We start from the raw sequence: 11,404 nt of genomic DNA, 5'->3' as shown, positions 1-11,404 counted from the left end.
GCGCCCGCATGTCAGCCTCGCCGCCCGGGATAGAGCAGATAGGGCTCGCGCTGTGCCTCGAACGCGGCCACCTCGTCCGCCCAGGCGCCCACCACCTCGTCGGCGTCTGCTCCGGCGTCGATCATCGTCCGCAGCCGGGGTGAGCCGGACAGCTTGTCGATCCAGAACGGTCGCTCTGGATCCCACGAGTCCTGCCGCCAGGCGAACTCGTCGTACCGCGTCGCCTCGACCAGCATCGCGACCGCGGTGCGGATCGGGTGGAACGCCCGCTGGTCGGTGACGTGGACCTGCACGCCCGCACATGTCTCGTCGACGTACTTCGAGAACGTCGGGACGAAGTACGCCTCGCGGAACTCCACGCCCGGCAGGTTCCGCGCGTTGAGCCGGTCGCCCCACTGGTAGTCGAGGTACGGAGCGCCGATCAGCTCGAACGGCCGGGTGGTCCCGCGGCCCTCGGAGATGTTGGTGCCCTCGAAGAAGCAGGTGCCGACGTAGGCGAGCGCCGTGTCGGCCGTCGGCATGTTCGGCGAGGGCGGCGGCCAGGGCAGGCCGTGCTCCTGGGCGCGGGAGTCGGGCTGCCAACCCTGGACCTTCACGACCTCGAGGTCGAGCTGGCTGCCCGCCGCCTCGGGCAGGAACTCGCCGTTGTACAACCGCGCCAGCTCGCCGACCGTCATGCCGTGCTGCTGCACGATCTCCTTCAGCCCGACGCCGGACGTGTAGCCGGCGGTCATCAGCGCACCGTCGGCCCGTCCCCCGATCGGGTTGGGGCGGTCGAGGACGACGTAGGAAAGACCCAGCCGAGCGGCCACGACCATCGAGTTGTAGAGGGTCCAGATGTAGGTGTAGAACCGCGCACCCACGTCCTGGATGTCGAAGACCATCGTCTCGACGCCGGCCTTGGTGAACAGCTGGGCGAGCTTGTCCTGGTTGGCGCCGTACGCGTCGTAGACCGGTAGGCCGGTCCGCGGATCCATCGTGTCGCCTTCGGACCCGCCGGCCTGGGCACTGCCGCGGAAACCGTGTTCGGGCCCGAACACCCCCACGATGTCGAGGTCCTCGTGCGTCGCGAGGTCGTCGACGATGTGGCGGGTGTCGGGAAGGACCCCGGTGGGGTTGCTGAAGATGCCGAGCTTGGTGCCGCGCAGCATGGACCAGTCGTCCGCGGCGGCGACCTCGGCACCGGTACGCAGGCGCTTGCCGCCGTTGGCGGGCCCTGACCCGGACGCCGCAGTCGCCGCCCAGGCAGGTGCGGCGTCACCGCTGAGAGTCAGGCCGGCGGCCGCCGCCGCCCCTGACGCGGCGACGCCACCGAGCAGGGTCCGGCGGGTGGGATGGGGGTGCGAGCTGGACGCCATGGGGCCGTCCCTCCTTCTCGTCTCTGTCTCGTCTGCGTCTCGGGGTCACCACGTCAGGCCGTGGCCGTACGGATAGAGCGGGGTCGCGGGATCGGCAACGCTGGGGATGGACACGGGCAGTTTCCCTCGCGGGCTGACCTCGCCGAACAGCACCCGGGCGCAGGCGCGCATGGCCACGGCGTTGCCGGCGTAGGTCACCAGGTAGGTCTGCGCCTCGGTGAAGTGGGCGATGTCGTACGGATCGTTGACGGCCACCACGACAACGGCCCGTCCGGTCGCGACGAGGGCGTGCACGAGCCGCTGCTGCCGGGCCTGCGGGTCGGTCTCCTTGGTGTCCCACGCCTTCTGGGTCAACACGATCGTGAGGTCGCACGCGGCCGCCCGCTCCACCGCGGTCGCGATCGCGGTGTCGGTCGGCCGGGTGCCGGTGGCGTAGGACTCCGCCGTCGCACCGCGGTCGGTCATCGCCTCGGCCAGGGTGGCGGTCGCCGCGACGCCGCTACCCGTGACGAGGACGGTACGCGCGCCGGGTGCCAGCGGAAGCAGGTCGGCGCCGTTCTTGACGAGCGTCGTCGTCCTCTCGGTGATCCGGTCGGCGCGCGCGAGGTGGTCGGGCGTACCGACGATCTCGTCCACCTCGTCGACGTCGACGTATGGCTCGTGCACGATGCCCTCGGCAAGCTTCAGCCGGAGGATGCGGGTCACGGCCTCGTCAAGGCGGCGCCGGCTGATCTCCTGCGCGCGGACCGCCTCGAGCAGCGCCTGGTGCGCGAGGTCGAACGCTGGCGGGCGCAGGAGCATGTCGACGCCGGCGTTGACGGCGAGGACGACCACCCGGTCGTCGCCGTACTTGTCGCGGACGCCCTGCATACCGAGCGAGTCCGTGCAGACCACTCCGTCGTAGCCGAGCTGCTCGCGCAGGATGCCGGTCATGATCGGGTACGACAGCGTGGCCGGGTCCTCGCTCGGGTCCAGCTCGGGAAAGACCAGGTGGCCCGTCATGATCGACCCGATGCCGGCCTCGATCGCCGCCTCGAACGGGGGCGCGTCGATCTGCTCCCACTGCTCCTTCGTGTGCCTGATCACCGGGATCTCGGTGTGACTGTCCAGCTCGGTGTCGCCGTGGCCGGGAAAGTGCTTGGCGGTGGCGATGATGCCGGCGTCGCGTTCGTACCCCTTCACCTGGGCGGCGGTGAGGGTGCGGGCGAGCGTGGGGTCGGCGCCGAACGACCGTACGCCGATCACCGGGTTGGCGGGGTCGACGTTGACGTCGGCGACGGGCGCGTAGTCCTGGTTGATGCCGAGCGCAGCGAGCTCCTTGCCGGTGATGGCGGCCGCTTCGCGTGCGGCGGCGGCATCCCTGCTCGCGCCCAGAGCCATGTTGCCGGGGAACTGCGTCGCCGGCGGGCCGACCCGCACGATCGTGCCCTGCTCCTGATCGGTGGAGATGAGCAACGGTACGCCCGCACCGCTCTCGACGGCGGCCCGCTGGAGGCCGTTGGAAAGTCCGGCGACCTGGCGCGGCTCGCTGATGTTGCCCGACCAGGTGAAGTAACAGATGCCCCCGAGGTGGTACTTCGCCACGATTTCGGCCGGTGTGGCGACGCCGTAGGTGCTCGTGTTGCGCGCGTCGGGTGTATCGGCCGTGGCGCCGTAGACGTGCGTCACGAGGAGCTGGCCGACCTTCTCCTCCAGCGACATCCGGCGAACCACCTGGGCGATCCACGCCTCCGCGGCCGGTCCCAATCGGCGTGGCGGGCCGACGCTCGTCGTCCCGGCGGCCGCGGCCGCCGGGCCCGTGACCCCGAAGCCGGCGACCGCTCCTGCAGCCGCGGCGGCGACGACGGTACGACGCCGCGGGGCACGCGACGGCGGCGTAGGGATGGTCACCATCTGGGGTCCTCCCACTCGGAGCGGAGTCGGTCGACGGCCGAGCGGCGCGATCGACCGTAAACTTCCTACACGTTCTACCCCCGTGCCCGGAACCTACCTACGGCGACGGGGTCGGTCAACGCCTCCCGCCGGAACCGGTGACATCCGGGCCACCGTGCCCTGTGCCCGCCGGGTCGAGCGCACGAACCACGACTCAGCCGATTGGCCGTCATCCAATTGCACTACATCGGCCTGACGCAGTTGACATAGCGAAATTTCAGCCGCTCGTACGGCGAACTCACCCTCCTCGGATCACTAGGTTGTTCGGAATCCAGATCGCTAGTACCTGGAGGAGCTATTCGAAAGAGTCGCGTTGTCGTCGTTGGCGACCATCCACAACTAGTCGACGCACTTGTGGATCTGATTTCTGAAGAAGCCGACATCGAACTGGTCGGGGTCGCCCGCAATGGCGCGGAGGCAATTGCGTTAGCTCGCACCGCCGAGCTGGATGTCGTTCTTTTCGACCTGGAAGCAACCACGGCGGGCGCCGAATTGGCGTCGGTCATCTATCACCTTAGCCATCACGAGCCCCGGATACGCCTCATCGCGTTGTCAAGCTACGACGACGACGCTGCCGTACGCCGGATTCTCGGTGCCGGTTTCCATCGCCACGTCAGCAAGATCTCTGGCGATGAGGATCTGGCAAAGATTGTGCTGGAGGAGCATGTTTAACTGGCTTAGTTCTCGATACCGAAACTCCACGAAGTCCGTTCGCGCCGCTGTCATCATGGCGCCTGTCGCCATCACCATCATCGCTTTGCTGGCCACCGGTGTCTTCGGCCCGAACTCGCAGAGCCAACCGGATGCCGCGGCCGCGGTCACGCCGACCGTTCCGTTGAAGGCTGACGGCGGGAAGATCGTTGACGCCAACGGCAACACCGTCGCCCTGACCGGCGTGAACTGGTTCGGTTTCGAAACCGAGACCTTCTCTCCCCACGGCCTGTGGTCACGCAACTATGAGGACATGCTCGACCAGATGAGGGACAGCGGATTCAACACGCTGCGCCTTCCGTACACCAACGAGATGTTCCTCGCGGACAGCAAGGCGACCGAGATCAACTACCGCAAGAACCCCGACCTCAAGGGGCTCCACGGCCTGGAGTTGATGGACCGCATCGTCGACGCCGCGACCGACCGTGGCCTGATGGTTCTGCTCGACCGGCACCGTCCGACGGCGCAGGCGCAGAGCGACCTGTGGTACACCGAGCAGGTCAGCGAGCAGAAGTGGATCGAGGACTGGACCATGCTGGCCCGCCACTTCGCCGACAACCCACTGGTCATCGGTGCCGACCTGCACAACGAGCCGAAGATCACCGCGACCTGGGGAAGCGGCGACGCCAAGACCGACTGGCAGCAGGCCGCCGAGCGGGCCGGAAACGCCGTGCTGGACGCCAACCCCAACTGGCTGATCGTGGTCGAGGGCATCGAGTCCTACAACAAGGACTACTACTGGTGGGGCGGCAACCTGCAGGGCGCCAAGGACCACCCGGTACGCCTGAAGGACCAGAGCAAGCTCGTCTACTCCGCGCATGACTACGGTCCGGGCGTGTGGAAGCAGAAGTGGTTCGACGCGCCGAACTTCCCCGACAACCTGCCGGCGATCTGGAAGAAGCAGTGGGCATACCTCCCGATGGAGGGCAAGGCGCCGGTTCTGGTCGGTGAGTTCGGTGGCCGGTCCGTGAGCCCGAAGACGACAGAAGGTGTCTGGCAGCGCAACCTGGTCGCCTTCATGAAGGAGAACGGGATCAGCTACACCTACTGGACCTGGAACCCGAACTCCGGTGACACAGGTGGTGTTCTGAAGGACAACTGGAAGTCCGTCCACAAGGACAAGCTGGACCTGTTGAAGACCTACCAGGCGCCGCAGGTCCAGGCGCCGGAAGATCCGGAGGACCTGGCCGACAAGAGCTAGGACCGCCGCAGCTCGGCGACGGAGCGGCTGTTCCGTTGCGAGAGGGGACCCCTCATCCAAAGGCCTGTTGGATGAGGGGTCCCCTCATGCGTGCGACGTCAGCGCCAGATGCCCGTGGGCGCGCGCGCCCGGACCTGAGTCCCCTGCCCAGGGGAACTCGTGAGATCGAGGACGCCACCGATCTCCGTGATCCGTTCCCGCATCGATCGCAGGCCCAGGTGCCCGGGGAACGACGCGTTCGGGTCGAAGCCGATCCCGTCGTCACCGATCTCCAGGGCCAGCGCCGCCGGCGTCTCGGTCAGCCGGATGGTGACCCGGTTGGCCTGCGCATGGCGGGCGATGTTCTGCATGGCTTCCTGGGCGATGCGGTACAAGGTCTGCTTGACCTTCAGGGCACCTGACGGTTCTGCGCCGAGCTCGGCGTGTGTCGCGACGCCGTGCCGCGCCTGGAGGGCGGCGAGCTGCTTGCGGAGGGCGGCTACCAGTCCCTCCTCGGCCAGCGCCTGCGGCCGGAGCTCGAAGATCAGTGCCCGCATGTCAGCCAGCCCGGCCTCGGCCAGCGCCAGGATGTAGCCGATCGGCGCCTCGACCTGGCGAGGGTCGCCGTCGAGCGTCCGCAAAGCTGTGCGCGCGCCAAGGGCGATGCCGTACAACGCCTGCGACACCGAGTCGTGCAGCTCCCTCGCGAGGCGCTGCCGCTCCTCGAGCGCGGCCTTCTCCTGCGCCGCCGCCACCAGCTGGGAACTGTCGACCGCCGTTGCCGCCTTGCCCGCCACCACCGTGAGGTAGGCGAGCTCGAGCTTGCTCGGAGGCGAACCCGCCGGACAGTGGCAGCACAGGACGCCGAGCACCAGCCCCCGGGACAACAGCGGTACGCAGACCAGCGCGGTCGCACGTGGCGGGTCGCCGGCGGCTGGGCCATTCCGCTGGCGCGGCCCACCAGGTTCGTCCGCCAGCACGCGTTCGTGCACGATCGCGGTACGCGCCGCGATCGCGGCCTGCGCCACACTCGGGCCCGCGGCACACATGCCGGCGTCCACGACGTGATCGGGGTCGAAGGAGGATGCCCGCCGCAGCGACAAGTCGTCGTCGATGACGTGCACAGCACACGCGAGCGCACCGGTCGCCGCGACGACACCGCTGGTCAAGGTGTCAAGTGTCTGTTGCAGCGACATCGTGCCCGGGGTGGTCGTGATCGCCAACCGTTCGAGGTCGGTGCGGGCACGGTCATGCTCGATCTCCATGCCGACACTCGCCGCGAACAGACCGACCGTCCGCGCGTCCTCCGGGGTGAACCGGCGGCCTGCACCGTCGGCGACCTCGATGAGACCACCCGGCCGCTCGTATCCAGGTACGGGGACGGCGAGTACGGCGGGCAATCCGACCTTGCCGTGCGTGCTGTCCGTCGCGTCCGGGACGATCACCGACTGCTGCCGTCGGACGACCTCACCTTCCACCGTGTCTGCGGTCCGGACCCACGTGCCGGCCAGGTCCCGTACCGCCTCACCATCGGTCGAGCGGATCAGCAGGACATCGCCGTCCTCCAGCGTCATGATGGTGCAGGCCGCGGCACCGAGAAGGCTGCGGACCTTACGGGCCACCAGACCCAGCACGGCGTCGCGGTCGAGGCCGCCGCGTACGGCATCGTTGACGTCGGCGACCGCGCGCAGCGGATCCCCCGGCAGGCGGGCGTCGCCACCACGCTGGGTGGGGACGCGCCGCGCCGACACGTGTCGACTGGTATCGGTCATGGCTGTGCGAGCTCGTACGTCGAGACCAGGCCACTCTGCACGGCATACAACGCCGCCTGAGTCCGGCTGGACACGTTGAGCTTCTTGAGAATGCTGCTGACGTAGGTCTTGACGGTCTGCTGGCCGATCGACAGCTCGCGGGCGACCTCCTTGTTCGAACGCCCACGGGCCAGCAGGATCAGCACCTCCACCTCCCGCCGGGTCAGCGGATCGGGTGTGCTCGGCACCCGCATCTCCCGGACCAGTCGGGCCGCGGCAGCCGGCGACAGGTGCACCTGACCGGCAGCGGCAGACCGGATGGCACGACGCAGGCCTTCGGCGTCGGTGTCCTTGAGCAGATAGCCGATCGCGCCGGCCCGCAGCGCGTCGGTCACCAGGTGGTCCTCGAGGAAGCTGGTGAGCGCCACGACCTCCACATCCGGAAGTTCCCGGCGAATCGCCGCGGTGGCACTGATGCCGTCCATGACGGGCATCAACAGATCCATCAGGATGACCGCGGGCCGTAGCTCATGTGCGAGCTCGACAGCCTCGCGGCCGTTGCGGGCCTCGCCGACGACCTCGACATCGTTGTCGAGCTTGAGAAACATCATCAAACCCTGCCGAACCACCGCGTGATCTTCGGCAATCAACAGGCGGACAGTCATGTCGGACCCCTCCCCCCGCGCTGCCGTCTCGACAAATCCCCAGCCACGGCCCAATTCGGATACAACTTCCCGTGGGGTGGTCCACTCGCTCGACAGCCTACTTCGCAGTGTCCGACACATTCGGCGAGTTCGGCAGCAGAACCAGAAACCGCAGCGGCCGCGGCACTCCGCGGGTCCGAATCGTCATATCCGCAGAGCCTCGGCCCGGACAAGTACGGCTTGTCCGCCACCGCCTGGGTGTGGAGCGGCTCCCCCGCCGGTAGGGGGGCCCGGCCCCCCCGAACGCACGCATTCATCCGTGATGAGTGAGGGAGTCTGCGCTACCCCGCCGGAACAGAGGATGGGGAGTGCAGGGAGGGAAATCGAACCGGTCCGGTCCGCCGACATCGTGGAGCTGGTCGACACGACCGCGCGGGGTGGGTCATTGGGGGGCGGCGCCTCATGTGCGCCCAGATACACAAGGTAACTCGGTTGTATCCGCACTGGTACAGCCGTCCGCTCGGACTGCTGCGGGACGGGCGCGTGTGGCGATTCTCCGTTGTGGGGGTCACCGGCGTCGCGATCAACAGCCTGGCGCTGTACGTCCTGCACGGCCGCTTCGGGGTGCCGCTGGTGCTCGCCTCGGCGTTGGCGGTCGAGTTCGCCATCGTCAACAACTACATGCTCAACGAGATATGGACATTCAGTTCTCGACGCCCGTCACTCGGCCGCTTCGCGAAGTTCAATCTCACCGCATTGGTCGCGCTCCTGGTCAACGTCGCGGTCGTGTGGGTGATGGCGAGCATGGGAGTGCTCTACCTGGTGGGGAATCTGTTCGGCATCGGTGCGGCGATGGCCATCAATCTCACCGTCAGTACGACATGGATATGGGGGCGCAAGTCCGATGGAATCGCTGGTGTTCGCCGGCCTGGTAGTGGTCTCGATCCTTCTTTCCCTCCAGGCAGGGCACATTCTCTACATGATGATCTACACCTGGGATCAGCCGGAGGCCGAGCGGCTGGCGAAGGGACCAGAAGAGCTGGTCGAACCGCACCTTTCGTTCACAGCGATCCTGCCGGCCCGCCACGAGGAGGCGGTCATCGCCCGGACGATCGATCGCGTCGTCCACTGCAATTACCCCGCAACCCTGCTGCAGGTTCTGGTCGTCTGTTCCGCCGACGACACAGGGACCATCGAGCAGGCGAGTCAGAAAATCGATGAGCTGCGTTACGACGGCATCGTGAACGCGGCCATGGTCGTCTTCGAGGACGAGCCCATCAACAAACCGCACGGGCTGAACTGCGCGCTGCGCGAGGCGACCGGCGACGTCATCACGATCTTCGACGCCGAGGACGAGATGCACCCCGACATCTTCGCCGTCGTCAACACCCTGATGGTGACCGAAGAGGTGAACGTCGTCCAGTCCGGCGTTCAGCTGATGAACTACGAGTCCAACTGGTACTCGACGTTCAACGTCCTCGAGTACTTCTTCTGGTTCAAGTCCAGGCTGCACTACCACGCGCGGCATGGATCGATACCCCTCGGCGGCAACACCGTCTTCTTCAAGCGCGCACTCCTCGAGAGCATCGGCGGCTGGGACGAGTCGAACCTCACCGAGGACGCCGAGATCGGGTTGCGGATGAGCAGCCTCGGTGAGCGGATCCGGGTGATCTACGACGACGAGTACGTCACCAAGGAGGAAACGCCGCCGACGCTGCAACAGTTCATCAAGCAACGGACCCGGTGGAACCAGGGCTTCATGCAGACGTTGAGCCAGGGCGCCTGGCGGGAGATGCCGACCTTCCACCAGCGGGCACTCGCGTTCTACACACTGTCCTTTCCGTACGTGCAGGCCTTTCTCGGCCTCTACATGCCGCTGGCGTTCCTGACGATCTTCATCGTGAACACCCCGGTTCCGGTGGCGTTGCTGACCTTCGTCCCGGTTCTCCTGCTCACGGCACACTTCATCACCGCCGTGGTGGGTCTCTATGAGTTCACCGAGGCGCACGGCCTGAAGGCGACGCCGTGGACGGTCGTGAAGATGGCTTTCACCTGGCTTCCCTATCAGCTGGTACTCGCCTACGCCTCCATCCGTGCACTTCGCCGACACCTCGCCGGACGTCGCGACTGGGAGAAGACCCAGCACATCGGCGCGCACCGCACGCCCATCGACGACGTGGTCGAGAAGGAGGTGAGCAGTGGCGCCTAAGCGGGCCTTCGACCTGCGGCGGCCGAGCACGCTCCTGCTCGTCCTGTCGCTGGTCATGGGGGCAATCTCGCACGGATACCACCTCTTCGAGTATCCGTTGCACATCACCGACGAAGGCATCTATGTCCAACAGGCCTGGTCGGTGCTGCGCCAGGGCGCGCTCTCGCCGTACACCTACTTCTACGACCACGCGCCCGCGGGTTGGTTGACGATGGCGGCGTGGGCGAACGTCCTGCCCGGACAGTTCCAGGCGTTCGGAAACGAGATCGACACGATCCGGGTCCTCATGCTCGTCGCGCACGTCGCCAGCGTGGGTTTCCTGTTCGAGATCGTCCGGCGATTCTCCGGCAGTGCTTCGGGCGCCTTCATGGCGTGCTTCCTGTTCAACGTCTCTCCGCTCGCGGTCTACTACCAGCGGCAGGTGCTGCTGGACAACCTGATGGTCTTCTGGCTGCTGCTGGCGACGTTCCTCCTGGTTCGCGCGAGCGACCGGCTGGTGCCGGCCATGGCGGCGGGTCTGGCGTTCGGGATCGCGATGATCACCAAGGAGAACGCGATCTTCTTCGCACCCGCGATCGGTTATCTCGTCTACCGGCGCGCCAGCGGGCGGCGAAACCGGCGCTTCCTCATGTCGTTCTGGTGGTTCGCCTCGGTAATCCCGGTGACGTGGTACTTCCTGTTCGCCCAACTCAAGAACGAGCTGCTGCCGACCGGTTTCAACTTCGATCTCGAAAGCCAGCCGACCGACCACGTCTCGCTCCTCTACACGATGTGGTGGCAGGTCAACCGGGTGGGCCCGAGCGGCCGGAGCCTGTTCTACGAACTGCTCGAGAACACCTGGCTTCCCCGCGATCCGGTCCTCCCCCTCGTCGGGCTGATCTCGACGTTCATCGTGCTGTGGCTGTGGTCGCGCGACCGCGATCGCCGTCCCGGATATCTGGTCAGCGCCCTGATGACGCTGGGGTACGGCTTCTACATGGCGCGCGGCAGCGTGATCCTGGACTTCTACGTGGTGCCGCTGGTCATGGCCTTCGCCATGAATGCGGGGGTGCTGTACGGCACGTTCATGCGCTCCGTACCACGTGGTTTCCGGATCGGCCTGACGAGCATCATCATCGCGTTCGCACTGGTTGTGCCAGGTGGGTACTTCGTCGTCCGGAACACCGAGGGCAACCTGAAACCACACGACCTCTACGAGCTCTCGGTGACGCCTCTCCAGCAGGCGCAGTACGAATGGGTGCGGGCGAACATCCCACCGAACTCCCGCATCATCATCGACGACGAGATGTGGACGGCGCTGCACGACCGCAAGCCCTACTACAAGTACGCACACTCGCACTTCAAGGCGGCGACCGACCCTGATGTGCGGGGCAAGGTGTTCGGCGGCAAGTGGCAGAACATCGACTACGTGGTGATGTCCAACAAGATGCGCGCGGCGATGGAACGTAACAACGCCGGCGGAGTCGAAGAATACATGCTCGACGCGATCGACAACCACGGCCGGGTGGTTTGGGAGTTGCATCGCGGCGACATCCACCTAGAGGTTTACGAGATTCAGTAGGAAACAACCGGGTGCGTCTTCACGGGCGACCAAACCTGGCAGGGAGTAAACGACATGA

Annotated in this window: 8 protein-coding genes and 1 pseudogene; 5 read left to right on the top strand and 4 right to left on the bottom strand. The window is 66.7% G+C overall.

Translation table 11 applies throughout. From position 1 onward, the window contains the following. Window positions 1-11 precede the first annotated feature (11 nt). Both ABNF93_RS08010 and ABNF93_RS08005 read right to left on the bottom strand, forming a co-directional pair. Window positions 12-1,358: an exo-beta-N-acetylmuramidase NamZ family protein gene (locus ABNF93_RS08010; RefSeq protein WP_349327105.1), complete on the bottom strand. Its 1,347-nt coding sequence runs from the start codon at window positions 1,356-1,358 to the stop codon at window positions 12-14. Between the two features lie 45 nt (window positions 1,359-1,403). Then, window positions 1,404-3,251: a glycoside hydrolase family 3 protein gene (locus tag ABNF93_RS08005; RefSeq protein ID WP_349327104.1), complete on the bottom strand. Its 1,848-nt coding sequence runs from the start codon at window positions 3,249-3,251 to the stop codon at window positions 1,404-1,406. Window positions 3,252-3,587: 336 nt separating this feature from the next. Between ABNF93_RS08005 and ABNF93_RS08000 the strand changes: the two genes are divergently transcribed. After that, complete coding sequence (locus ABNF93_RS08000; RefSeq protein WP_349327331.1) at window positions 3,588-3,962, top strand: response regulator; 375 nt, start codon at window positions 3,588-3,590, stop codon at window positions 3,960-3,962. A 55-nt stretch (window positions 3,963-4,017) separates the two neighbouring features. Beyond that, the gene (locus ABNF93_RS07995) at window positions 4,018-5,202 is read left to right on the top strand and encodes a glycoside hydrolase family 5 protein (RefSeq protein ID WP_349327103.1); all 1,185 of its coding nucleotides are present in this window, start codon (window positions 4,018-4,020) and stop codon (window positions 5,200-5,202) included. Window positions 5,203-5,300: 98 nt separating this feature from the next. On the opposite strand, the gene ABNF93_RS07990 is transcribed toward ABNF93_RS07995, so the two are convergent. Beyond that, entirely contained in the window at window positions 5,301-6,953 is a 1,653-nt protein-coding gene (locus ABNF93_RS07990) for a GAF domain-containing sensor histidine kinase (RefSeq protein ID WP_349327102.1), read from the bottom strand. Further along, window positions 6,950-7,597 carry a response regulator gene (locus ABNF93_RS07985; protein ID WP_349327101.1) on the bottom strand — a complete coding sequence of 216 codons (648 nt, stop codon included), beginning with the start codon at window positions 7,595-7,597 and terminating at the stop codon, window positions 6,950-6,952. Before ABNF93_RS07985 ends, ABNF93_RS07990 begins: the two co-directional genes overlap by 4 nt. Before the next feature lie 441 nt (window positions 7,598-8,038). Here ABNF93_RS07985 and ABNF93_RS34850 point away from each other — a divergent pair. The 3 genes and pseudogenes from ABNF93_RS34850 to ABNF93_RS07975 form a co-directional block, all read left to right on the top strand. Next, window positions 8,039-8,455: pseudogene (locus ABNF93_RS34850) on the top strand (GtrA family protein); the annotation flags it as partial. A 25-nt stretch (window positions 8,456-8,480) separates the two neighbouring features. Then, complete coding sequence (locus ABNF93_RS07980) at window positions 8,481-9,785, top strand: glycosyltransferase (RefSeq protein ID WP_349327100.1); 1,305 nt, start codon at window positions 8,481-8,483, stop codon at window positions 9,783-9,785. Then, complete coding sequence (locus ABNF93_RS07975; RefSeq protein ID WP_349327099.1) at window positions 9,775-11,346, top strand: ArnT family glycosyltransferase; 1,572 nt, start codon at window positions 9,775-9,777, stop codon at window positions 11,344-11,346. The genes ABNF93_RS07980 and ABNF93_RS07975 overlap by 11 nt, the downstream gene beginning before the upstream one ends. Window positions 11,347-11,404: the final 58 nt, after the last annotated feature.

The organism is Actinopolymorpha sp. B9G3, assembly GCF_040120725.1.
GTDB lineage: Bacteria > Actinomycetota > Actinomycetes > Propionibacteriales > Actinopolymorphaceae > Thermasporomyces.
Note: the sequence above shows the minus strand (reverse complement) of the source record. Positions and strands in the feature narration are given on the sequence as shown.

Bases quoted from the DNA above. Each gene is read 5' to 3' on its own strand.
- ABNF93_RS07990 (WP_349327102.1), bottom strand. From the start codon at position 6,953: ATGACCGATACCAGTCGACACGTGTCGGCGCGGCGCGTCCCCACCCAG.
- ABNF93_RS08005 (WP_349327104.1), bottom strand. From the start codon at position 3,251: ATGGTGACCATCCCTACGCCGCCGTCGCGTGCCCCGCGGCGTCGTACC.
- ABNF93_RS07995 (WP_349327103.1), top strand. From the start codon at position 4,018: ATGGCGCCTGTCGCCATCACCATCATCGCTTTGCTGGCCACCGGTGTC.
- ABNF93_RS08010 (WP_349327105.1), bottom strand. From the start codon at position 1,358: ATGGCGTCCAGCTCGCACCCCCATCCCACCCGCCGGACCCTGCTCGGT.
- ABNF93_RS07985 (WP_349327101.1), bottom strand. From the start codon at position 7,597: ATGACTGTCCGCCTGTTGATTGCCGAAGATCACGCGGTGGTTCGGCAG.
- ABNF93_RS07980 (WP_349327100.1), top strand. From the start codon at position 8,481: ATGGAATCGCTGGTGTTCGCCGGCCTGGTAGTGGTCTCGATCCTTCTT.